The organism is Cyclobacterium xiamenense, from assembly GCF_042140265.1.
Classification (GTDB): domain Bacteria; phylum Bacteroidota; class Bacteroidia; order Cytophagales; family Cyclobacteriaceae; genus Cyclobacterium; species Cyclobacterium xiamenense_A.
Genome location: NZ_CP159481.1, coordinates 1,203,727 through 1,227,395, shown reverse-complemented (window position 1 = coordinate 1,227,395; position 23,669 = coordinate 1,203,727). Strand labels below are relative to the sequence as shown.

Below are 23,669 nucleotides of genomic sequence, written 5' to 3'. Positions count from 1 at the left end.
ATTTCGTTTAGTTCGATTCATCCGCTTTCAATGTACTGGTAAAAAACCCTTTTTTCAACAAATACCCGGTAAGCGTGACTTCTCCCAGGATGGCCGTCACTCCCACCAGGGCGGCCAGCCAGATTTCGTTACCGGGAGCTAGAAAATTGCCAAGCGATTCCATTTCGTAACCAATGCCTGCCAACATCATCAGGAGCCCCAACCAGCCGGGCAGGGAAGATCGGTACAGCAGGAGACCCAGAAGCAGACAGTGAAGGCCAAAAAACGCCCCGGCGATCAGGTAACCTACCCGGTGGGCCTCCATAAAGAGTAGGCTCATCGATTGAAGTTGCGGTGCGTCAAATCCTGTGAGGAAATCCGGTGCCAGAGCGGTCTGTAAGGCCAGGTAATGATTAAGAAGATTCAAGCTACCTATCGCCGGATGAGCCAGTAGCCGCAACACCATTGCCGTCAGCGCCAGCGTCTGCCCATAGGCACGAAACAACTTGAACAACAAGATCGAAATGATCGCATCCAATAAAAAAGCCAGCAGATCGAATACCAATCCCAGGCGAAACAGGCCTTCCTCTCCCGAGATATTCAGGGAGGTGGCCACCGCATCATCCGGAACGATCAAACTACTCCGGATGTACCCTTGGCTGAAGCCAGCCAAAACGATTACCAAAAGGTACATGAGGCCCGTTTGCCTCATGTACGCCTTTCTTTCCGATCGTTCATCTAGTGGATTCATAGCGAAATATCCGTATCCACGTTTATTGGGTGAATTCCACCACCGTCCCACTCACGGTCAGGGTGCGCTTGTAGTAAAAGGGAGGTACCCCGCCCACATGTTCTTCGGTAAGTACATTGGTAATGGTACGGCTACCTGATGTCAAATCTGCCTCCTTGAGCATGGCCGCATAGGCTTCGTTGTAGAGACGGGTGCGATTCGTTCCTCCGAAAATCAATACGTAGTCTACCGATGCCGCGCCGCTGACCTGGCCGATCACTTCGAAATTATTACTGCCCAGGTGTACTTCCGTACTGTTCTGGTTTTGGTTTAAAATCCAGGCCTGATTGACCCCACAAGATCCCAGCCCGATGACAAGTGTCAGGGCAATGATTGCATTTTTTACGTTTTTCATGTTCCTAGTTGTTTTTGTGTGGAAATGGAGGTAAAATCCTCCGAATTGATGATAATGATGTTTCCTTTTTTGTGACCGGAGTCGATGTATTGGTGTGCTTCGGAAAGCCTTGCCAGCGGGTATTGCCGGTCGATTACGGTCCGTAGCTTGCCCGCTTGCTGCAGCTCCAGCACCTCCGCCAAGAGCATGCGAAGCTGATCTTCGGAAAGCAAACCGGTCGCTGCAAAGACGGCTTTTTTGGACGAAAAGAACCGGGTAAACAGCATTTGAGCCAGCAGCGAGAATTTGAGTACCGGGGAATAGTAGGTGCCTTGTTTTTTCAATACTCGTTTGCATTCGGTAAAGGAGCGTTTGCCCAGGGTATCGAAGATGAGGTCGTAGCGGTTGTCACCGCGTGTAAAATCTTCCTTTGTGTAGTCCAGCACACGACGGGCACCCAGGGATTTTACCAGGCCTGCGTTCTTGCCGCTGCATACCCCCGTGACTTCTGCGCCGAGGTGCCGGGCAATCTGTACAGCGGCCGTACCCAGGCTTCCGGAGGCGCCGTTGATCAGAACCTGATCTCCCGGCTTTACCCGAGCGATTCGCTTCAGGTAATTGTAGGACGTCAGGTGTCCGTCGCAGAAGGTGGCCGCCTCGGAAAACCCCAGTGTTTCCGGAAGGGGCAGGAGTACACCCTTCGCTTTGAGACACAGGTACTCGGCATTGGCACCAAATCCAAGCGTTGTTTCGCCAAGAACCCAATCCCCAATCCGAAAATTTCGAACCTGGCTGCCCGTTTCTACCACGTACCCTGCAAATCCGGTTCCCGGTATGGGGCTCTTGGGCTTCCGCAGGCCCAGAAAGATACGGCCAAACCAGGGCTTGCCGGTACGCATCATCGCATCTGCGGTGGTAGCCGAAGAAGTGATGACTTTCACCAATACTTCGTCCGCTGCGGGCTGAGGTCTGGCCACCCGTGTTACCTCCAGAACGGAAGCCGGGCCGTATTTCCTGACCCTGATGGCTTGCATTTTTTCTTTGTTCATGACAGTTCCTCGTTGTTTCGGAACAAAGATGGTCCCTGGAAGCCGCACAGAAGTTCGGAAAAATAAAAAAGGGGTTCGGAATTATAATCCGGAACTCATTCGTCCGATAAACCGCTGTTTTTCTGAAATTCCCTGGGGGTCATGCCGGTCTCTTTTTTGAATACGGTATTGAAAACCGTTTTGGAATTGAAGCCACTTTCGTAGGCCAGGCCGATCAGCGAAATGTTTGCATTGCCGGGATCGGCCAGCAGTTTTTGAAAGTGCGCCACGCGAAACCCATTGACGAAGGCATTGAAATTCCTGCCTTTCTTTTCGTTCAGTAGCCAGGAAAGCTGGTTGGGATGCATTTCCAATTGGCTGGCCAGGGAGCGAAGGGAAAGGGAGGGGTCCAAAAAGGGGCTTTCGGCAGCCATGAAATCAGCCAATTTCCGAAGACAATGGTCTGCCTCCGATTCACTGAGTTCCGAACTATTCCGCTTCGCCGAAGGAGGCGTAGGCTCGATATCGGTATAAATCCGCTGCCGATAGGCCTCAAAACGGGAGCTGCCCCGCAGGTACTCGGCCAGAGGATCGGCAAAGGCAAGTAAGAGAATGGACGACTGCTTTTGGAATAGTTTTTCCAGAACGGAAAACGCCTGATCTTCCTGACGAAGCGTACAGTACACCAAAAACAAATAGGCATGTGCCTGAAAGGAGCTGTCTACAGAGGCATTGGTTTCCAATTCGGCCAGCAAGGCCGGATACTTCTCTGTGGCTCCCTGCATGATGCGAAGCAGGCAGGTCAGTCCCAATTTCTCATCTGGCATGATTCCGTCCGGGTTTCGGTCCACAATCAATGCCTCTGCCCGATCGTATGCACCGCTTTTCAGCAGCACATAAATCAAGGTGATGAGAGCCGGCAGGTTTTTCGCGTTGGCTGCCAACAGTTCTTCCAACAAACACGCTGCTTCGGCAAATGCCTGGGAGCGGTACAAGTAATAGGCCTGGTAAAATTTCGTTTCGGGATTTAGCGGGTCGATGGAGCGGGCATAGTTCAAATGTTCTCCGGCCTTTTTCAAATCATCCTTCAGCATGAACAAAAACGCCAGAAATTGGTGGCCCTCGGCATAGGTCGGTTTGCTGGCGATGGCCTGTTGTGCAAAGCGCATGGCACCGGCAAAGTCGGCCTCGGTAAAAAAGGACTGATTGGCAAGCATGTAATTGAGTGCTGCGTTTTGGGGATCGATTTCGCTGGCACGCCGCAGGGATTCCATCGCCTTGTTCCAGGCGAGCTCCCGTGGGGCGAAGCCTGCCACCGCCAAAAAGCTGTACGCATCGGCCAGACCGGTGTGCGCGTCGATCAGGTCGGGGTCCATCTGAAGGGCCTTTTCAAAATACCCAATGGCCTGATGGGTGTCTTCGGGGTTCCAGCGATTAAAAAGCGATTTACCCTTTAGGTAATGTCGGTAGGCCTCCACCTTTCCAGTGGGCGCCTGTACCAGCTGATCGGCAATGTCCAGGTGCCCAAATTGTTCCCGAAGCTTATCCGCAATCCGAAGACTGATTTCATCCTGAATGGCAAAAAGGTCTTCTAACTTCCGATCCCATCTTTCGGACCAAAAATGGGAATCGTCCGATACGTTGATCAACTGGGCAGTGATGCGTAAGCGATCTCCACTCACCCGCAAACTGCCTTCGAGCAGGTTCGCCACCCCCAATTCCCGCCCAATTTCTGCCACCGGACGATTTTTCCCCTTAAAGAAAAAGCTGGAAGTTCGTGAGGTGACTTTCAGTTGCTCTATTTTGGCCAGTGCATTGATGATTTCTTCCGTGATGCCATCGCAGAAAAACTCGTTTTCCTTTCCGGGGCTTGTGTTGACAAATGGCAACACGGCAATGGATTTTGGGTTTGTCATCGTTCGGTCTTGTGGCGCTGGCAGAGCTACGGTTGAAAGTAGCGAACAAGTGATCTAAGGTATACATTTTTTTTGATAAGGTACCGGTCGGACCGGGTCGGCCTGGACCGGGTCTGGAAAAAACAGCCGGATCCATGCCCTTCCTACCTGTTGGTCGACCCCAAGCTCGGTTCCGGCTCAAGGTAAAAGGCCAACGCTTACACCCGATAGATTTGAATCCGGAAAGACTAGCCGAAAGGCCTGGCTCACACATGCCGTCAATTGTAGGTCCGTTTCAAGAAAGCAGTAACCTTCCTTTCGAACTGATGATGGGGCGGGAAACCAGCACTCAACAAACCGAATAGCGCTGACATCAAAATTGTGGGGCAACAGGCATCCACGAGGATTTCCCGATCAGGTAGCGTTATCTGAACGCCAACCAAGGCAGACTTCCTGTTTTGTGCGCGACGTGATCGCTCTTTTTTATATCTATTGATTTTCAGTTATTTACGATTTTTAGATTTGAATTTTGGGTCATGCGGGGCTATTTTTAGCCTATGTTTGTTAGAAAGAACAAGAATAGAAGTGGTTCGGTAAGCATTCAGATTGTCCGAAAGGTTAAGCGGAAAAACAAATTGATCAAAACGGTGGGCATTGCCCACACCAAGAGGGAAGAAGAACTGCTTTTATTGCTTGCTAACAATGAAATTGAACGTTTGAAAGGTGTTTCTGCGCTGTTTGTTGAACATGATGATCTGGTAGTAGAAAGTTTTGTAGAAAGCCTCTCAAACGACCATTTGCAGAAGGTTGGAGCAGAACTTGTTTTAGGCAGGATATACCAAAAAATAGGCTTCCCGCAGGGCGGGTCACTCGATTATTTTAAAAATCTCGTTTTGTGTCGGTTGGTTTATCCTGGAAGCAAGCTAAAGACCGTTGAGTACTTTAAGAAACATCTAAAAGTAGATGTCAGTGTCTATTCTATTTATCGTTTTCTTGACCAGGTGGATCAAAGTCTGAAACCTATTATCGAGAAAACAACTTTTAACTACACCAAAAAGCTTTTGGATGGTCGTATCGGAGTCGTCTTTTATGACATGACTACCCTTTACTTTGAGGCCTCAGAGCCCGATGATTACCGGATTCCGGGTTTCAACAAGGACGGCAAGCATCAGCATCCCCAGATCATGATCGGACTTTTGGTCAGTAACAATGGCTATCCCATCGGCTATCAAATCTTTGAGGGGAACACATCGGAGACAAAAACTTTAATACCTGTACTCCAGAACTTTCAAAAGAAGTTTGATATCGCCACACCCATAGTAGTTGCAGATGCGGCCCTGTTATCCCAAGCCAATATTGATGCTTTGCAAGAACATGGTTACCAATACATACTGGGAGGAAGAGTGAAAAATGAGACGGAAGTCATAAAACAGCAAGTAATTGCCCTTCAGGTAGCCGAAGGCAGGCCACAAGAAATAAAATCAAAAAACGGGAGGTTGATTGTCAGCTATTCAGCAGGAAGGGCTAAAAAGGATGAAAAAAACCGGGAAAAGGGGCTGAAAAGACTGGAATCGAAAGTAAAAACCGGAAAGATCAGCAAGCAACACATCAACAACCGAGGGTACAACAAATACCTTAGATTGGAAGGAGAAGCCAGCGTGAACATTGATTATCAGAAATATAATGCCGATAAAATCTGGGATGGGCTGAAAGGATATATAACCAACACTCTGCTCAGCAGGGAGGAGATTATTGGCCAATATTCACAGCTATGGCAAATAGAAAAAGCCTTTAGAATATCAAAGACAGACCTAAGAATCCGACCGGTTTATCACAGGCTCAGAAACCGGATAGAGGCCCACATTTGTATTTGTTTTGCAGCTTACACGGTATATAAAGAACTCGAAAGGCTTATCATTATTAACCAAATCAGACTATCTCCCGAAAAAGCCATAAACGAGATCAAGGAAATAAAGCAGCTGAGCTATACCTTACCAAAATCAAAAGAGACTAAAACCAAAATCCTAAAGCCTACGAACGAGCAGGAATGGTTATTAAATTTGGAAATTTAATCTTGGGTCATGCGTTGCACAAAACAGGAGCTACGGTTGAAAGTAGCGAACAAGTGATCTAAGGTATACATTTTTTTTGATAAGGTACCGGTCGGACCGGGTCGGCCTGGACCGGGTCTGGAAAAAACAGCCGGATCCATGCCCTTCCTACCTGTTGGTCGACCCCAAGCTCGGTTCCGGCTCAAGGTAAAAGGCCAACGCTTACACCCGATAGATTTGAATCCGGAAAGACTAGCCGAAAGGCCTGGCTCACACATGCCGTCAATTGTAGGTCCGTTTCAAGAAAGCAGTAACCTTCCTTTCGAACTGATGATGGGGCGGGAAACCAGCACTCAACAAACCGAATAGCGCTGACATCAAAATTGTGGGGCAACAGGCATCCACGAGGATTTCCCGATCAGGTAGCGTTATCTGAACGCCAACCAAGGCAGACTTTCGTACGATTATACTTTTTTGAGGTTTCGAGTCAAAAAGGTAAACGGAGTGATTGGGGAATCGGCGCTTCAAAACTTCTATGAGTTCGTCAATGGTCGGTAATTGTGTTCCCTGAACGATCATCGGTTTTATCGGTTTTGGCGTGTTTGGATTCGAAAAGTATGATTGGGCGTGAGGGAATAGCCCCGAAGCCCTATTTACGCTACTTGTTAGTAGATCAATCGTACCTGTGCGCATCCTGTACACGGACTTCGATTCTCCAATGAGGCATTTCGGATAAATCAGCCCCCACTAACGGTCTTTTCTTTTCCGGGTATGCCCTCATTATATCGCCAATGGATCGGATCATACTCGCTGACTTTCGGGGCACAGTCGGAGGAAAAAGGGCCTGTATTCGATCCGTTAAGCCTGTCGGGCTATTTTAAGAATTTTCTTCGGGTCCCCCTGTTTGCATTCGCGCCTTTTACATTTCCCCCTCCCCAGGTAAGACCGGATTTCCTTTCCCGAAACGGAGAAGTATTCATGCTCCATCCTTTAAATTTGGTTTTTTCAGTGGAAATGCGCTCATCTTTTGCGGGGCTATCTTTGTAGGTGCGGATGATTCTATCAATTCTCCTGGCATGCCGGTAGCGGTCTACGATGATTAGCGGGGCACAAACCAGGAATACCAGCAGTACTCCTGCCAATAGCAGGGCATCGGCAAATGGATTAGCCGCAATCCATCCAATGAGACCAATGATCAGCAACAAGCCGCCTAGAATACCGGAACTGTAAATTATCGTTTTCATCTGCATCAATATTTGGTAGGAGCTGCCGGGACCGGTTTCATAACGCCTGTCGGGAGAAGCTCGCATTTGTCTGGCGGATGGACTCATGCCATCTGGCGCCAACGCTTAATCTTTTGTAAAATAGGTAGATAGACTGCCTACCCTATCGATTTCTATCCTTACCTCTGTACGCTGTGTAATAGGGATCAACTCGACCGGTGAACCCGGAATAACGAGACTGCCTTTTGCCAAATACGTTCCTCTCTCGGTCAATGAATTGACCAGCCATCTCAGTGAATGTAGCGGCCCACCCATAATTTCGCTTGCGGGGGCAGACGCGACTAAATTTTCGTTTTTATACACGCTAAATGCCTCTTCATAAAAGCGTAGCTTCTGAGGAGCTATTTTTTGGCTCCCGATAAGTAGACCTGTATGAATGCCGCCGGAACAGATTAGCTCCTGAATCGTCGGAGGCGTAATCCAGAAGTTGAATTCATGAAGTTCGATTCCTGGACTCACATAGGCTATTGCTTCAATGAGTGCTGCATTTGTAAGATTTTTACCCTGGAGGTCTTTTCCAAGTTTTAGAACCATCTCCGGTTCTATGGCACAGGTAATGTAGTTACTACAGTCAACTAGTTCCTTATTTTCGGTGACATGCGGGTAAAACATCCTCCCATAAATCGGTTCGGTCAAACCAAACTGTTTCCGGATCGCAGCACTGGTACAGCCGACTTTGAATCCGCATGCCTTTTCGCCGGATGCAATTCTTTTTTTTGTCACCAGCTCTTGGACACGATAGGCTTGATCGATGGAAAGTTGGGTTACACCGCGACTACTTCCCTTCCATTTTTTTTCGTAAAAGGAATCATAAAACGAGCGCGCAATACTTTCCTCGTATTCCATGAGAAGATACGTTTTTTTTATTTTACCGCAAAGCAATTACCCAATTATACACACTATCCGGAAAAGGAAGTCGCTGATTGCAAGATTATGTGCTTTTGTTCACAGTTCGTCCGTTTCCCTTTTCATCCGCTTTTACCTTCATACAGGGTAGCAGCCAGCTTTTCCCGGTACTTTTTCTCCAGCGCCCGTGCAAAGGCAGCGCCATCGTTCCGCAGCTGCTGCATTGACTCTCCCTCGACAATGTTCGGGTGAATATCCCGCAGGTGACTATCACTCCAGGTAGCTAGCGCTACCAGGATGGGAGTCAATGCCAATCCCTTATCGGTCAGCAAATAGAGATTGGTCTTTTTGTTATTCGGGCGTTTCGCCTTGGTAACGATACCCAATTCTTCCAGGATTTTCAGCTTGGCCGAAAGAATATTGGTAGCGATGGCTTCTTCACTTTCCGTGAAGTCCTTAAACGTCTCTTTGCCCTCGATGAGCATTTGTTTTACAATCACCAATATCCACTTATCCCCTAAAACATCAAGGGCGGAAGTAAAGGGACAATTGCATCTGAATTCCTGTCGCATGGGGAAGGGAGTTACCAAATAATACTTGCAAAATGAAATTAATTTGATTTATTGCTTGCATTTTGAAAGTTATATTCTACTTTTGCTTGCGAAACAAAAGTAATAATTAATTATTAACGCACAAAATCAATGAAAAAGGCAATCGGCGTACTGCTGCTGTCAGGTATCCTCGCTTCCTGCGGCAGCAATCCATCCAAATCGATCAGCGAGGACGATTCCATAACTACTTCAACCATGACTAACAAAGAGATTGTAGGCACTTTCTTGGGTGCTGTTTTGACAGGTGACACCACAACCATGCATCAACTGGCCAATGCGGATTACATCCAGCACAACCCATTTATCCCGACCGGCTTGGCACCCTTTATCGGAATGCTGCCCGTATTGCAGGAACACGGAACAACCGCTGAAAACATTCGGATGTTTCAGGATGGACAGTATGTATTTATGCACAATATCTGGCGAAACGCGGCGCCTTTCGGGGCGGAGGAGATGGTGTCCTTTGATATCATCCGTTTAGATGAAGGGGGAAAGGTGGCCGAACATTGGGATGCCATGACCCCGGTGGTGAAAGAAACGGCAAGCGGACGGACCCAAACAGATGGCCCAACCACCGTAGAAGACCTGGATAAAACCGAGACGAATAAGGCATTGGCCGTGGCATTGATTGAAGATGTGCTGATGGGTAAAAACCCGGGAAACATCACCCAGTACATCAGTGCCGAGCAATACGACCAGCACAATCCGGGGATTAAAGATGGATTGACGGGTATCGTAGCGGCCGTGGAAATACCTTACCTCGCAAAACAACATGTTTAAATACACGAAAATACACAAGGTGTTAGGAGAGGGGAATTTTGTACTAACCGTAAGCGAAGGTGAGTGGAGTGGAAAAACGCAGGTGTTTTATGACTTGTTTCGGGCGAAAGACGGGAAGGTCGTCGAGCATTGGGATATCATTCAGGAAATACCCACCGAAGGTTTGGCTCACAGCAATGGAATGTTCGGATTTGACCAGTAGAACAGAGAAAGACAAGGACCGATCTGCAGGTTTCAACGGTAGGTCGGATCTTGTCCATTCTTCCCCTCAGGCTACACGAAATTGACCTGCTGTTCCCAAGGAAGGCCCGATGGATTACGAACCGGGTATTGCCTTTTTTGGGGCGTAGGAGTCCAAGCAGGATAGACCGCAGAAACAAAAGGCAAGCAAGACCGAAGGGCCGGGGGCTTTGTGGCGGTTGCCCTAGGGGCAATTTATGGCATGGGTCTGGAGCTTACCGCCCCTCGGGGCTTGCACTTGGTTTTCGGGGCCCTTACCGTTCTCAATTATCCGGCGTGTACCCAGGTTGGTACCTCATCACATTTTAACCAATAAAACCATACAAATGAAGACAATCATCATCACCGGTAGCAGTAATGGCTTTGGCTTACAAGCCGCAAAGGATTTTGCCGATAAGGGCTATCAGGTATTTGCTACCATGCGAAACCCAGATGGGAAAAACGCGGCAAAAAAATCCGAACTCTTAGCCCATTCCTCCCGCATCCATGTGGTGGATATGGACGTGGCGGAGGAAATGTCCGTACAGTTGGCCATGGAAAACATCCTCTCGGCAACAGACACGATCGATGTCTTGCTCAACAATGCCGGCATCATGTATCTCGGCATTACCGAGGCATTTAGTGTGGCTCAGGCTCGTTTCCAGATGGAGACCAATTATTTCGGAGCGATCAGAACCATGCAAGCGGTACTTCCCACAACGCGTAAGGCAGGTTCGGGCTTAGTTATCAATACCTCCTCACTGGTAGGTCGGATGTCTCCGCCGTTTTTCGGAACCTATACCGCTACCAAACACGCCCTGGAAGGGTATTCCCAAGCCCTGCGGTACGAGGTTTCGCCCTTTGGGATCGATGTGGTGCTGGTCGAACCCGGCCCCTTTGGAACAGGATTATTGGCTTCAGGTCAGGCTCCGGACCACGAAGGCGTGTTGGAAACCTATGGAGAACTTGCCGGTGTTCCTGCGGCGATGGGTGAAACCTTTACACAACTGCTGCAGAGCGAAGCGGCACCCGACCCCCAGTGGGTGGTGGACGCCTATTTAACACTGGCAGAAATGCCTTTTGGCAAACGCCCTACCCGTACCGTGGTAGGAATCACCTGGGGGGTGGATAAAATCAATGAATTGACACAGCCCCTTCAGGACCAGGTGCTTAAAGAAATGCAATTGGACGCCATCCTTGGTGGAGCCTCTGCCTGACCGGTCGTCGGTCCCTGCATTTCCCCGATCACAAGGGCTTCGGCTCTTGTGATTTTTTTTATTTCCAAGAGTAAAAATGGGTGGGCAAGCCGCCGTTTTACACGCCTACCGAAGCGCTAAAACTAGCCGGCGAAATTCGGCTCCCCGTTTTCTCTTCTCCCTAGTTCAATCCGGATGGTACACTTCTTCCACCGTCCTGGGTTCCCTTTTCAGAAAATGATATTCCATGAATTTCATGTACTGTTCCCAATCGTACAATTCAAGTCCATGAACACCTGAGCGAATGTGGTACCCGATCGTACTTTTGACAATGGGTTGGTTAATTGCCGGTTGTTTTTCAGAAGCAAATGCCACATTTTTGCTGTAAAGCCGGTAGGCAGGGGCTGCATGGTACGTACCCATCCATTGACCTTTCTGATCCGCCCACAAATCGTGTTGCGCATTACTAACGTAAAAGGGACGCGGTGCCATTGCAGCTAATAATGCGTGTTGGTCCAAAGGCAAGGCGTGTACATCATTCGCGTATTTTGCTGCATTTCTGCAAAGCCAGGTAGGCAGGTGATTGCACATATTTTGTAAGGTTTCGCCGTATTCACGGCGCCAGATTGCATCGGCTCCGTGGCCGGCGGTTGCCAAAAGCGCCATGCCAAATCGCCTGTCCGTGACTGCAGCCCAAAGTGCCACTTTGCCACCGATGGAGGAGCCCAGTGTGGCCACCTGCTCTCCGTTTACGTCTGTATCTGTCTCCAAATAGTCCATGCCGGCACGCAAGGCATAGGCCCAGATGGCAATCATTCCCCACTCATTTTCCTTTGTAAACTGCTGCCCTTCTTCAAAAAACAGCTCTGAAATTCCTCCGCTTACTTTTCCTTCCCTATCTCCCGGATCCATTCCAAATGCCTGATAGTCGATCGTCGCGACCCCGATTCCGCGCTTCATCAACTGATGGAGCGGAATTCCGTTTGCTGTTTCCCCATACCGCTGGGAATCGTTTAGCTTTAGCCCGGTTCGCCTGATGTCAGTACCGGTTGCCAGAAGGATGACCGGAACTTTCTCAGTCGCTTGCCTGGGAACAAAAAGAACCAGCGGCATGGAAACCGCTCCCTTTTCATTTTCAAAGGTTATTCGCACCTCTTTTCTGGTACACAAGCCATCAAAAATGGTTTCGTCCTCGGCGATTAGCTGGAACGATTTTTTGATAGGGCTGGGAGCTGTGGGCACTTCCCCGAACATATTTTGCGCAAAAAAGTCAACGATTTCCGGTCTTCTGATTCTTTCCCATTCTTCAATCGTTTTTATTTTCGTAGCATGAAAGGAGGTAAGTAGTGCGGGAAGCGCGTAGTCCGGTACCTTGGATTCGTCATAATTCGCCTCGAGGTATTTCCCTTCGTACGTTTGGGCGGCAGCATGGCAGGAAAAACCCGCAGAAAAGGCAAGCATTAATAGTTTATACATCCCGTGGATTATTTACTTTTGGTAACAAAATCGCTGATTGCCAAAGGGCTTTACGGACTCCTATCTGCCGCCTCATTCAGTCTTTCCTGAAAGTTTCCCGGGACATTCGTTCAACAACCTTTCCCTGGCATAAGAATGTGCTCGCTTTCCCTCAGCGGTCGGTTTTGCCATGATATTCGCTTCTTACAAGGACGAACCCGATCAGGAAGCGATGCTTCGGCAAGCGGGTTGGTTGCACATGCGCTGCATCCGTTCTTGTCGGTACTAAATGTAACCATTTCGTATACCAATTGCCGCCTTTCCAACACTTTTTTTTCCCAGCGCCTGCCGCTTACTGTACCTTCCGAAGACCTGCTCCTTCCTGCAAGACCTAACCCCCAGCGGGCTATTTTTTAACAAGCAGACCCGCTTCTTCTCCGTTTTTATTCAGAACGTGAGCCATCCAGGAATGCGTCACCGATGCCGATACGAAGGTCGAAAACCGACTCGATGTATTGCATGCCCAACGCTAGTTAAGAAAGTTATTTTTCCACACAGAAAAGGCCCTTCGTTCCTCTCCAGTTTCATCAATAAGACCCGTGTCTCTCCAGAGCTGTCCGATATCCCTGACCTCGTCGGGAAAGGTTTCCCACAGTGCATCAAAATCACGATGCGCCCACCAGATAATGAATTCGTAGCCGTGGGTTCTGGCGTTTTCAAGGATTGTTTCCAGGTAAATACCTTGCTCGTTTTCGTTTCCCTCGATGGATACCTCAAGGGCTGGAATGGTCAGGTTTTCTGCCAGGTGCGCGGTTTCCACCAGCGCTATGGGGCGAATCGCCTGCTTGTGTAAAAATCCCAGGGCCCGCTGAAAGTCGTTCTTTGCGCGAAGATTTTTCAAGAATGGGTAAAAGCTGACCGCCACAAAGTCATTTTTGTTTACATGGGTCATGATGTCCTCCACGTGGGTTTGAGGATCAGAAACGTTCGCTTCGTAAAGGTTGTGCAGGGAAACGGATTCCGATATCTTCAGGTCAGGATGCGATTGCCTGATTCTGGATCGTACATCCGTGATCAGGTTTTTGTAGGCTTCCCATTTTTCCGGGGACCGTAGCTTCAGTTCATTGACTTCGATGGCTATAACCAAGTAATCTGGATGAAACTCGCCTACCAAGTAGCGGATGTGTTTGTAATAGGCCTCTCTGATTGCAGCATCATCCAGGCTGCTGTAATTGGGCGGCTCGCCGCTATAATCAGCGGCAAGTTCTGCTCTGTTCGTATTCAATAAGCTGACGGAAAGTAACAGTTGCTTTCCGGTAATTTTCCTGGCTACCCGTCCCGAAATTTCGTTTGTAAATGCCACCGGCAGCGGCTGCTCGTTTATCCAGGCAGTCCAGGGAATCGCGGTATCCAGGTGTTCGGCATAAATATCTGCGTTCTCTGCAATAAACGAATACGTGTCATCTACGTCTTGTTCCCGGGGACCAAAACTCCAGGAAGTAAACCCCATGGCAAAGTCCCTGGCCTGGCCAAGCTTCTGTTCGTCCGCCGAGCAGTTGCTTAAAAACACAAGGAGTAGGAGTATAAATAAGCTTCTTTTCATCGGTTTGACTGTTCCTGCCCGGGACTGCATTTGACTCCTATCTGCGTAGCAAATCGCCCGGAGACAATAATTTTCCTTTCTCTTCTCCATCCTTTCCCACCAAAACCGCCCGATTTTCCCGATTGACTGCCCAAACAAATGATGCATCCCAAACCCGTTGATTCCGTCGTTCCGAGGTATTCCCTGCTGGCTTGAAACCGGATGTTTCGGCAGGCTTGAGCCGAGGATACAGAATCCCTAATCCTACTGGCTGATCGACCGCTGCCAGCCCAGCGCTCCCTTTTTTAGCAACGCTTGTTTACTCTGGACCATGTCCACCATTCCCAACACCCGATTTTCGGAGTCAAGCTGGGGAATGAGTTGCTCGTTACTAAGGAGTATTTTTTCTGCCAGGTATTCCTTTGAGGCAGTTTCCACACTTCGAAGGGCATCCGTCCGTATCCACTCTCCGCAGATCTCTCTCAGTTCGTTGATATCCAGAAATCGGGCCTTTTCCAGCGTCGTCTGGTCTTTCAGGAGCACCCATCCTTTTTCTGTTTCCTGTGCTGCATGCGGGTCCACGCCAGGCCCTGCTTGTTGGGCATATTCTTTCTGAATGCCTTTTAAAAAATGCTGCACCAGTTGGGTAATCTTCCAGGAATCCGCCTGCTTTAAACAGGTATCTCCTTCCGGGCAAACCTCCAATAAGGCCTCCGTATAGGCCCGGGACAGTTCCGGAAACCGATCCGACAACTGCAATCTCAGACTTCTGGAGTCGATGTAGCCAATAAATTTTTTGTGTATCGAGTCGTGGGAATCGACGAATACCCAGTAGTGAATCCCCCTTGCTTTTGACAAAATCGTGGAGAAAATGTACAGGCGCGACGTAAGCCAGGCCTTCCCTCCGTAGAGGTCAATGCTCGCATAGTCGTAGCTGCCTTCTTTACTGAATTGCTCCATCAAATCCATCACACCGCTGGAAAAGTCGTCGGATTTTACTCCGGTTCGAATGTCTCCGACGTAATCATTGGTCCAGGTAGAGGAGAACTCTTTTGCCGTTTCAAAGGCCAACTCGACGCCCAAAATGCCAACTTTGGTAGTTCGGTCCAACAACCGGGGAATGTATTTTCTAAAAAGGAACAAAACAAGCAGCAGGGTGATCGGCCAAACCAGTTCCTGAAAAAAAGGAATCCAGGTATGCGCGAAGCTTTCGTATGAGTTCGGGGCTGCTGCCATAGGCCAAGGGGTCGCATCGCAAACGACCGAAAAACAGGTGTTTTGGTTGCCTGTACCTACGGCTCTCCTGCCAGAGCAGGCAGCCTTCGGTACTTTCAAAATCAAGATAGAAAAAAATACCGAAAAAATTCCGGGACCGGGAATAAAAAAGCGCAGGGGTTACCGGCTGCCCTTGCGCTTGTTTATTCTTCTTTGGTAGGATGTCGGCTCGGTCACCGGGTAAATTCCACCACGGTACCGCTTACGGTAATGGTTCGTTTATAATAAAACGGTGGAATTCCGCCGATGTGTTCTTCGGTAAGGATGTTGGTAAGTGTGCGCGAACCGGAAGTCAGGTCAGCCTCTTCGATCATGGCCGAATACGCTTCGTTGAACAAACTCCTGCGGTTCTTTCCTCCAAAAATAAGGATATAATCCACCTCGGCCGCACCCTTTACCTGGCCTAACACCTGAAAATTATTACTTCCAAGGTTTACCTGGGTGTTGTTTTGATTCTGATTGAGTATCCAGGCCTGATTGACTCCGCAGGAGCCCAATCCGAAGAGGAGTGCCAGGCCAAATACAGCGTTTCTGATTCTTTTCATAAGGAATGGTAGTTTTCGTTGGCAGGCCCATTCGACAAACGTACGGTTTGTTGGAATTGGCCCGTGGTTTCAATTAATTTACATGGCTGAGGATAGCGGGACCAGCCGCCACCTACTACTCTACTCTCACGTATTTCCGCCAATTGTGTTGTTCTTTGAACCCCAAAACTTCGCGAATTTTTCGGTTCGAGAACAAGGCTTCGTGTTCGTCCAGGTCTCTTGTAACCGGCACCCCCGGAAAGAAACGTTCGGCCAATTCCTTGCTGGGAATGATTGCCCCATTGTGGTCGTTACCCGCGTTAAATACCTGGTAGCCCAGCCCATCTTTTTGCACACATAAATCCACTATCTGTCCCAGGTCACGGGCATCAATGTAGCAAAAGGCATTTCGACGCCGCACCTCGGGATGCTTGAAATAGTACGGAAACAGCTCCTGGTACTCGTGGGGCTCGATCACGTTTCCTATCCGTAAGGCGTAGATATCCGCACCCGACCTTCGCTGGAAAGCCCGGGCCGTTTTCTCATTCACCACCTTGGATAGCCCGTAACTATCCATGGGGTCCACATCGTAATCTTCTTCAAGGGGCAGGGAATGGGGATCGGTAGGACCATCGGAAAAACAAACCCCATAGGTGGTCTCAGAGGAAGCAATAATGATCTTTCGAATGCCCAGCTTCACGGCCGCTTCGATGACATGATAGGTGCCCATGGTGTTGACCCGAAAGGTTTCATTATCCGGATTGATCAGGATCCGGGGCACTGCCGCAAAGTGTACGACTGCATCAAATTTCGGCACCCCATTTCCCGGCTCCAACTCATCCAGGCCGGCATAGGAACTCATGGCATTGAACATTTGTCCGGAATCGGTGATGTCGGCGATCAGGTTATCCACCCCGGGGTGATCCAAGGGTTTGAGGTCCACGTTCATCACCCGATACCCCTGATCAAGTAGGTAGGGGACTACGTGTTTGCCCGCTTTTCCGGATCCTCCGGTAAAGAAAATTCGTTTTTTAGTCATAGGATGTTCGGGTTACTGTTCAGTCCAGTTCAAGGGAAAATAAATGTCTGCTGTGGCCTCCGTAGCCTTATTTTCCATCTGCAACCGTTGATTTAAATCGAAAGACTTTTCTCCTACAGGCTCCTCAAAGCGGTTTCATTGGCATCCAGTAGTTGATCCAGGTGCTCTTGCTCCAGGGCAGTGGATAAAAACAGGCTTTCGTACTGGGAAGGCGCCAGGTAGATACCTTGTTTCAACATGGCGTTAAAATACCGTCCAAATAAGGTCGTATCACAGGTCTGCGCATCTCCAAAGTCCTTTACCTTGCGTTCGGTAAAAAACAGGCTGTACATGCTTCCGATGGCATTGGTGGTATAGGGAAGCCCCAGGCGATCCAAACTGGCATGAATGCCGTTCACCAGGGTTTCGCCGATGGTCTTCAGCCGGGTATAAACGGCAGGATGGTGCTTGAGATGCTGTAGCATGGCCATTCCGGCAGCCATGGCGATGGGATTTCCCGAAAGGGTCCCAGCCTGGTACACCGGTCCCTGCGGAGAAACAAAATCCATGATTTCCTTGCGCCCCCCATAGGCTCCGACAGGCATGCCTCCTCCGATGATTTTTCCCAACGTGGTCATGTCCGGAATGACTCCCAACAGTTCTTGTGCGCCCCCTGGTGCCAGCCGAAAGCCAGTCATCACTTCGTCGAAAATCAACACGATGCCCTCTTCGTCACATATTTTTCTCAACCCTTCCAGAAATCCAGGTTCGGGTAAGACGCATCCCATATTGCCGGCTACGGGCTCCAGAATCATGGCGGCAATTTCATCTTTGTTGGCCTCTACCAGCAGTTTTACCTTCTCCAGGTCGTTGTAGGGTGCCAACAAGGTGTCCCGGGCAGTTCCTTTGGTCACTCCGGGAGAATCGGGATTCCCCATCGTAATGGCTCCCGAGCCAGCGGAAATCAAAAAACTGTCTCCATGTCCGTGGTAGTTGCCCTCGAACTTGATAAATTTCTCTTTACCGGTATAGCCGCGGGCCAGTCGGATGGCTGACATGGTCGCCTCGGTACCGCTATTGACCATGCGGACCTTCTCGACCGAGGGTACCATGCTTGCAATCAACTCGGCAATTTCTACCTCGCGGGCGGTGGGCGCACCAAAGGAGGTCCCTCCTTCCATGGCTTTGATCACCGCCTCTTTTACTTCGGGGTGGTTGTGTCCGAGGACCATGGGGCCCCAGCTGTTGATTAATTCTATGTATCGGTTTCCGTCCTCGTCAAAAATATAGGGGCCCTCGGCTCTGGCGATAAACAAGGGATTGCCTCCCACTGCCTTGAAGGCCCTGACAGGGGAATTTACCCCGCCTGGAATGGATTGTTTTGCTTGTTCGAAAAGGCGTTTGCTTTTTTCTGTACTCATCGGCTTTTATTCTTCTTCAATGGTCAATACCCCCTCTTCCAGCCGCAGCATGGGTATGTAATCGTTGTACCGCACATTTGAGAAATCAAACCCAAATGTCAAATTGCCCTCCTGAAAGCCCCTCCGGTCAAGGTTTTTCCGGAAATCAAATCCTTGGTCGGCGTTGACCACCTGTGCAACCAGAGCGGCCAACTCGTAGCCCAGGTACACAAAGGAGGAGGGATATTCTTTAAATTCTTCCAGGAATGCTTCCCGGAACTCCGTAAGCTTTTCGTCATTGAAATCCACGGTATTGTTTCCCACAAAATGAAAATTCTGGGACTCCATCATTTCGTAGTTGGCGAAATTGAAATACAACCAACTTTCCATGACCACCACGGGTATGCCGGATTCCAGGGATTCCACCAAGGCAAATGTGGGTGAAGCAATATTCGGGTCATCAGAAAAAATCACCATAACGTCCACAGAGGTTTCCTCTTCGTTTCCCAGGCCCAGGCTCTCGAAAAAACCTCGGGTCTCCCGGGTACTCAGCTTTTGGCTTTTCACCACCTCCAGGCCGCTCCTTCTGGCCATCTCCGTGAAAATTCCTGCCAATTGCTCGTCCCGGCTGACGCCCGAATAGGCGAGGGCGATGCGGTTACCCTCAAACCTGCGACAATAATCAATCACCCTTTGGCTGAGCGCCTGCACAGACGGCCGAAACAGGTAAGAATACCCGAATTCCCGGATGTTATCGTCGATGTTCGAAAGGGGATTGATTTGTGGAATTTCGTAAATTTGAGCGAAAGACGCCACTTCGGCTGTTTCATCCGGGTAAAGGGGTCCCAGGATCACATCGGCTTTCTTGAGAAAGGGATCTCTCAGGATTTGGCTTACTTTTTCAGTACTGCGTTCGGTATCGAAGGTTCGGAAATTTATGGCTACTCCCTCGGCCCTTGCCTTTTCAAGGGCCAGCCGAATCCCCTGATACAATTGGAAAACGAAATTATTTTTCTGAAGGGAACTGACTCCGGACCCCCCGTCATAATTAAAGGGCAATACCACCGCCACATCCAATACATTGTCCGTAGCTATTTTGTCTCCTTCCCCCATCCCGGTGTAAGCGGAATTTCTGATCTGCTGGTAAATCCGCTGATCGCCGCTGGAAAGGGAACCCTGGGATTCCAATTTTTCCTTGAGCGCCATCACCAAACCAAGGTTTTCGGGGTACGCCTCGTATTGCAGCAGGAGTAAACTCGTAGCACTCACCTTTAGAAACTCATAGCTGGCCTCGTAGGCTTCCCGTCGCAGGGCTTCGTCGCGAATGGCATCCACGAGCCCTAAGGCCTCAGAAGGGGCAGACAACTGAAAGTGGGTCAGTGCCAGCAGGTAACGGGCCTCGTCTGCGGGCTCCCATGCACCGGGTTCGAGTAGCTGGTTCAACACGTTTCTAGCCAATTCGTACTGCCGGTTCCCATAGGCTGCCCGGGCAAAATGATACCTGGCATATCCGGAAAGTTTGCTGTAACGTTCCTCGTCCAGGTAAGGCCGGAGAAGCTCCATGGCTTCTTCATGGGTTCCCTGAGCGATGAGTCGTTTGGCCCGCTGGTAATTGGTGGTATCTTCCTGAGCGATCAGGCCGACCAACGGAAAGAGGAGACAGGCAACTAACAAGGATACTCTCATAGATGGGGATTGTTTACTTACAGGAGGGTCAAACTTCATACCTGATTTTGCAAAAAAACCATTTTAATCACACGGACTCGAATTTAACAGTTTTTGAGGCAATTTTCCCTAAAAAAACCGGATATCTTCCTTTGACGATCGTTCGGGCCACTTATTCCCATTCAATGGTTGCCGGTGGCTTGGAACTGATATCGTACACCACCCGGTTGACCCCTTTTACTTTATTGATGATGTCGTTGGATACTTTGCCAAGAAAATCATACGGGAGATGAATCCAGTCCGCCGTCATGCCATCGATGGAGGATACCGCCCGAAGAGCGATCACCCGCTCGTAGGTACGTTCGTCACCCATGACGCCCACGGACTGTATGGGGAGTAAAATTGCCCCGGCCTGCCAAACCTGATCGTACAAGCCTGCATCTTTGAGTCCCTGAATGAAAATGTGATCGACTTCCTGCAGCGTTTGCACCTTTTCCGGCGTAACGTCACCCAGGATCCGGATCCCGAGACCTGGACCAGGAAAGGGGTGCCGGCCAATGATCGCATCGGGAATATCCAATGCTCTTCCCACTTCCCGAACCCCATCCTTAAACAGCGTTTTGAGGGGTTCTACCACTTTTAGTTTCATAAAATCCGGCAATCCGCCCACGTTGTGGTGGGACTTGATGGTTGCCGAGGGGCCGTTGACGGAGACGGACTCGATCACATCGGGGTAAATCGTGCCCTGTCCCAACCACTTCACTTCCTGGATTTTGTGGGCCTCTTCGTCAAAAATCTCAATGAACGTCCGACCGATGGCCTTGCGCTTTCCTTCGGGATCGGAAATGCCCCGAAGGGCTTCATAAAATTGCTTTCGGGCATTGACTCCAATGACGTTCAGTCCCATGTCCTTGTAGGAATCCAGCACTTCCTCAAATTCATTTTTTCGCAAGAGTCCGTTATCCACAAATACACAGGTGAGTTGATCGCCAATGGCCCGGTGGATCAGGGTGGCGGCTACGGAGGAATCCACGCCTCCCGAAAGACCCATCACCACCCGATCGGAACCTATGGTTTCTTTCAGCTCCGCTACGGTGATATCGATAAAAACATCGGAGGTCCAATCCTGTGAGCAGCCGCAAATCTGCACCACAAAATTTCTTAATAGATTTTTCCCTTCCGTCGAATGGGTCACCTCCGGGTGGAACTGGATGCCGTAGGTTTCTTCGCCCTGCACCTTGTAGGCCGCAATCCTCACCGAAGGCGTACTGGCAATGATATCAAAGCCTTCCGGCAATTCTTTAATGGTATCTCCGTGAGACATCCAAACCTGTGAGCCGTGAGTCATTTCCTTGAATAGTGCCGCATGGGTATCCAGGTGCGACAGGTTTGCGCGCCCGTACTCACGTATTTCAGAGGGGGTCACGTTTCCACCGTATTTTTGAGCCATTAGTTGTGCTCCGTAGCACACCCCCAATACCGGAATATTGCCTCTGAAAATCGTCAAATCCAGATCCGGAGAACCCTGGTCGCGGACAGAACAGGGGCTACCGGACAGGATGACACCCTTGATATCGGAACTGAGTGGGGGGACATTGTTGTAGGGGTGAATCTCGCAATACACGTCCAACTCCCTGACTCGCCTGGCGATAAGCTGTGTGTACTGTGAACCAAAATCTAGGATTAAAATCTGTTCTGCCATGCGCAAAGGTAATCAGCCCCTGCCAAATCCCGAAACAAAACGAGGGATTTTCGTCCGTTACTGAGCGGTTCCGGAGCCTTAGGTATCTTCGGCATCCGGGGATTCCCCTGTGAAAAGTGTTTGCAAGGCACTGGCATCCAATCCTTTTTCCTGCAAGTAACGAGCGAATACATCGTTGAATCCGTGGGTCATCAAAACCCTTTCTGCACCGGTGGCTTCGATGGCCTGATTCAATCCGGGCCAATCGGCATGGTCGGAAAGCACGAAGCCCGCATCCACCGCCCGCCGTCGGCGCGCTCCGCGTATGTTCATCCAACCCGAACAAATGGCCGTACGGTACGGAGCAAACTGCTTCATCCAGGGACTGCCGGCTGCCGAGGGTGGGGCCAGCACCAAGGCCTGCCCGCGAACCGTCTTGGGTACCGTTGTGGTAAATTTTTCTGCAGGCGGAAGGACAAAGCCATCTGCTGCAAGTGCCTGGTTGGTGTTCCAGATCGCTCCGTGAACAAATACAGGACCTATACCGGTGTCCAGGTGCTGAAGCACCCGTTGGGCTTTACCCAGGGAATAGGCAAAAACTACGGAACAACGGTTTTCTTTGGAATTAGTCGCCCACCACCTGTTGAGCGCACGGAAAATAGTTTCCTGAGGTTCCCATCGGTACACCGGCAGGCCAAAGGTGCATTCCGAAACAAAGGTATGGCAGGGAACCGGCTCGAATGCCGTGCTTAAGCCATCGGCTTCTGTCTTGTAATCGCCGCTGATCACCGTGACTTCTCCCCGGTACTCCAGCCGTACCTGAGCTGATCCGGGTATGTGGCCCGCGGGATGCAGAGAAATCCGGACACCGTTGATCGATTGTGCTTTTCCATAGGGCAGGGTGTCCAGTTCGATCTGGCTTCCCAGGCGGAGTTTCAATACCTCCCGGGACTGATCGTGGGCCAGGTATCGGGACATTCCCCAGCGCGCATGATCCGCATGGGCATGGGTAACTACCGCATTTCGCACGGGTTTCCAGGGGTCGATGTACAAGTCGGCCCGTGGGCAATAAATGCCTTTGTCGTCAAGCGTTATCAACTGCTGCTTTTATCTTTTCGGCAATATCGGCCAATTCCTCCGTGGAAAGTTTCAGCTTGGGGCGGCTGAAATTGATATCATCCATGGAGTGCAAGGGCACCAGGTGGATGTGCACGTGGGGGACTTCCAGGCCGATTACGGCCACGCCGATGCGGGTACAGGAGATCACACGTTCCTGGGCTTTGGCTACTTTTTTTGCAAACAGGTGGAGACTGGTATACAAGGCATCGTCCAGGTCGTACAGGTAATCCACTTCTTTTTTTGGCACGACCAATACGTGTCCTTTGACCAGCGGCATGATGTCCAGAAAGGCAATGTGCTGATCGTCTTCGGCGACGATGTGACCGGGGATTTCCCGATGGATTATTTTGGTAAATACGGAAGGCATGTTGCAGGCAATTAATTCGTTGACTTGAAACAAAAAATCCCGATGCTACGCAATCGGGATGAAAGTTAATAACTGATGTCCAGAATCTCAAATTCGAGCTTGCCGGCGGGCGCCTGTATCTCTGCGACTTCCCCCACCTTTTTGCCCATCAGCCCTTTTCCAAAAGGAGAGGCCAGTGAGATTTTATTGGCTTTCAGATCGGCTTCTTCTTCCGAAACCAAGGTGTACGTCACGGTCATGCCGTTTTTTACGTTCTTGATTTTTACGGTACACAGGATACCCACTTTGGAGGTGTCCAATTTGGAGTTGTCCAAAACCCGTGCATTGCCCAGCACATTTTCCAGTTTGGCGATTTTTAATTCCAAATGACCCTGAGCATCTTTGGCGGCGTCGTATTCCGCATTTTCACTCAAGTCTCCTTTGTCCCGAGCCTCGGCAATCTGTCTGGCAATGTCCGATCTGCCTTTCGTTTTCAATTGATGAAGTTCGTCCTTGAGCTTCTTCAATCCTTCTTCCGTGTAATATTGTATGTTTCCCATAGCAACTAATTAATGGCCTGATAATAAATAAA

Annotated in this window: 22 protein-coding genes; 4 read left to right on the top strand and 18 right to left on the bottom strand. The window is 49.7% G+C overall.

Annotated elements, in window-relative coordinates; translation table 11 throughout:
• Positions 1 to 7 precede the first annotated feature (7 nt).
• From ABWH99_RS05245 to ABWH99_RS05230, 4 genes are all read right to left on the bottom strand, one after another.
• A complete protein-coding gene (locus tag ABWH99_RS05245) occupies positions 8 to 730 on the bottom strand; it encodes a DUF4386 domain-containing protein (RefSeq protein WP_375585244.1) in 723 nt (240 codons plus the stop codon).
• A 22-nt stretch (positions 731 to 752) separates the two neighbouring features.
• Complete coding sequence (locus tag ABWH99_RS05240) at positions 753 to 1,124, bottom strand: DUF6567 family protein (protein ID WP_375585243.1); 372 nt, start codon at positions 1,122 to 1,124, stop codon at positions 753 to 755.
• Positions 1,121 to 2,152 carry an NAD(P)-dependent alcohol dehydrogenase gene (locus tag ABWH99_RS05235; protein WP_375585242.1) on the bottom strand — a complete coding sequence of 344 codons (1,032 nt, stop codon included), beginning with the start codon at positions 2,150 to 2,152 and terminating at the stop codon, positions 1,121 to 1,123. Before ABWH99_RS05235 ends, ABWH99_RS05240 begins: the two co-directional genes overlap by 4 nt.
• Positions 2,153 to 2,247: 95 nt before the next feature.
• Positions 2,248 to 4,047, bottom strand: coding sequence for a tetratricopeptide repeat protein (locus ABWH99_RS05230; RefSeq protein WP_375585241.1), 1,800 nt, complete (start codon positions 4,045 to 4,047; stop codon positions 2,248 to 2,250).
• Between the two features lie 536 nt (positions 4,048 to 4,583).
• Between ABWH99_RS05230 and ABWH99_RS05225 the strand changes: the two genes are divergently transcribed.
• Positions 4,584 to 6,098 carry an IS1634 family transposase gene (locus ABWH99_RS05225; protein WP_375583274.1) on the top strand — a complete coding sequence of 505 codons (1,515 nt, stop codon included), beginning with the start codon at positions 4,584 to 4,586 and terminating at the stop codon, positions 6,096 to 6,098.
• 851 nt (positions 6,099 to 6,949) lie between these two features.
• On the opposite strand, the gene ABWH99_RS05220 is transcribed toward ABWH99_RS05225, so the two are convergent.
• The 3 genes from ABWH99_RS05220 to ABWH99_RS05210 all read right to left on the bottom strand — a co-directional run bounded on the left by ABWH99_RS05220 (position 6,950) and on the right by ABWH99_RS05210 (position 8,778).
• Positions 6,950 to 7,321: a hypothetical protein gene (locus ABWH99_RS05220; RefSeq protein WP_375585240.1), complete on the bottom strand. Its 372-nt coding sequence runs from the start codon at positions 7,319 to 7,321 to the stop codon at positions 6,950 to 6,952.
• A gap of 105 nt (positions 7,322 to 7,426) precedes the next feature.
• Complete coding sequence (locus ABWH99_RS05215; protein ID WP_375585239.1) at positions 7,427 to 8,206, bottom strand: 2-keto-4-pentenoate hydratase; 780 nt, start codon at positions 8,204 to 8,206, stop codon at positions 7,427 to 7,429.
• 122 nt (positions 8,207 to 8,328) lie between these two features.
• Positions 8,329 to 8,778: a helix-turn-helix domain-containing protein gene (locus ABWH99_RS05210; RefSeq protein ID WP_154853577.1), complete on the bottom strand. Its 450-nt coding sequence runs from the start codon at positions 8,776 to 8,778 to the stop codon at positions 8,329 to 8,331.
• 129 nt (positions 8,779 to 8,907) lie between these two features.
• Between ABWH99_RS05210 and ABWH99_RS05205 the strand changes: the two genes are divergently transcribed.
• The 3 genes from ABWH99_RS05205 to ABWH99_RS05195 all read left to right on the top strand — a co-directional run bounded on the left by ABWH99_RS05205 (position 8,908) and on the right by ABWH99_RS05195 (position 11,033).
• Complete coding sequence (locus tag ABWH99_RS05205) at positions 8,908 to 9,597, top strand: hypothetical protein (protein WP_375585238.1); 690 nt, start codon at positions 8,908 to 8,910, stop codon at positions 9,595 to 9,597.
• The gene (locus tag ABWH99_RS05200; RefSeq protein ID WP_375585237.1) at positions 9,590 to 9,799 is read left to right on the top strand and encodes a hypothetical protein; all 210 of its coding nucleotides are present in this window, start codon (positions 9,590 to 9,592) and stop codon (positions 9,797 to 9,799) included. The genes ABWH99_RS05205 and ABWH99_RS05200 overlap by 8 nt, the downstream gene beginning before the upstream one ends.
• Positions 9,800 to 10,163: 364 nt before the next feature.
• Positions 10,164 to 11,033 carry an SDR family oxidoreductase gene (locus ABWH99_RS05195; protein WP_375585236.1) on the top strand — a complete coding sequence of 290 codons (870 nt, stop codon included), beginning with the start codon at positions 10,164 to 10,166 and terminating at the stop codon, positions 11,031 to 11,033.
• Positions 11,034 to 11,198: 165 nt separating this feature from the next.
• On the opposite strand, the gene ABWH99_RS05190 is transcribed toward ABWH99_RS05195, so the two are convergent.
• The 11 genes from ABWH99_RS05190 to greA form a co-directional block, all read right to left on the bottom strand.
• Positions 11,199 to 12,488 (bottom strand): hypothetical protein, encoded by a 1,290-nt coding sequence (locus ABWH99_RS05190; RefSeq protein WP_375585235.1) that lies wholly within the window; start codon positions 12,486 to 12,488, stop codon positions 11,199 to 11,201.
• 508 nt (positions 12,489 to 12,996) lie between these two features.
• On the bottom strand, positions 12,997 to 14,070 hold the full coding sequence (locus ABWH99_RS05185) for a hypothetical protein (protein WP_375585234.1): 1,074 nt from the start codon (positions 14,068 to 14,070) through the stop codon (positions 12,997 to 12,999).
• 243 nt (positions 14,071 to 14,313) lie between these two features.
• Positions 14,314 to 15,285 carry a hypothetical protein gene (locus ABWH99_RS05180; protein ID WP_375585233.1) on the bottom strand — a complete coding sequence of 324 codons (972 nt, stop codon included), beginning with the start codon at positions 15,283 to 15,285 and terminating at the stop codon, positions 14,314 to 14,316.
• 212 nt (positions 15,286 to 15,497) lie between these two features.
• Positions 15,498 to 15,869 carry a DUF6567 family protein gene (locus tag ABWH99_RS05175; protein ID WP_375585232.1) on the bottom strand — a complete coding sequence of 124 codons (372 nt, stop codon included), beginning with the start codon at positions 15,867 to 15,869 and terminating at the stop codon, positions 15,498 to 15,500.
• 115 nt (positions 15,870 to 15,984) lie between these two features.
• Positions 15,985 to 16,887 (bottom strand): NAD-dependent epimerase/dehydratase family protein, encoded by a 903-nt coding sequence (locus ABWH99_RS05170; RefSeq protein ID WP_375585231.1) that lies wholly within the window; start codon positions 16,885 to 16,887, stop codon positions 15,985 to 15,987.
• Positions 16,888 to 17,000: 113 nt separating this feature from the next.
• A complete protein-coding gene (gene hemL / locus ABWH99_RS05165) occupies positions 17,001 to 18,287 on the bottom strand; it encodes a glutamate-1-semialdehyde 2,1-aminomutase (RefSeq protein ID WP_375585230.1) in 1,287 nt (428 codons plus the stop codon).
• A 6-nt stretch (positions 18,288 to 18,293) separates the two neighbouring features.
• Positions 18,294 to 19,952 carry an ABC transporter substrate-binding protein gene (locus tag ABWH99_RS05160; protein WP_375585229.1) on the bottom strand — a complete coding sequence of 553 codons (1,659 nt, stop codon included), beginning with the start codon at positions 19,950 to 19,952 and terminating at the stop codon, positions 18,294 to 18,296.
• Positions 19,953 to 20,103: 151 nt separating this feature from the next.
• Positions 20,104 to 21,633, bottom strand: a complete 1,530-nt coding sequence (gene guaA / locus ABWH99_RS05155; RefSeq protein ID WP_375585228.1) for a glutamine-hydrolyzing GMP synthase — start codon at positions 21,631 to 21,633, stop codon at positions 20,104 to 20,106.
• A 78-nt stretch (positions 21,634 to 21,711) separates the two neighbouring features.
• Complete coding sequence (locus ABWH99_RS05150) at positions 21,712 to 22,710, bottom strand: ligase-associated DNA damage response exonuclease (protein WP_375585227.1); 999 nt, start codon at positions 22,708 to 22,710, stop codon at positions 21,712 to 21,714.
• Entirely contained in the window at positions 22,697 to 23,098 is a 402-nt protein-coding gene (locus ABWH99_RS05145; RefSeq protein ID WP_375585226.1) for an HIT family protein, read from the bottom strand. The genes ABWH99_RS05150 and ABWH99_RS05145 overlap by 14 nt, the downstream gene beginning before the upstream one ends.
• Positions 23,099 to 23,163: 65 nt before the next feature.
• Positions 23,164 to 23,637, bottom strand: a complete 474-nt coding sequence (gene greA / locus ABWH99_RS05140; RefSeq protein ID WP_092173757.1) for a transcription elongation factor GreA — start codon at positions 23,635 to 23,637, stop codon at positions 23,164 to 23,166.
• Between the last annotated feature and the right edge of the window lie 32 nt (positions 23,638 to 23,669).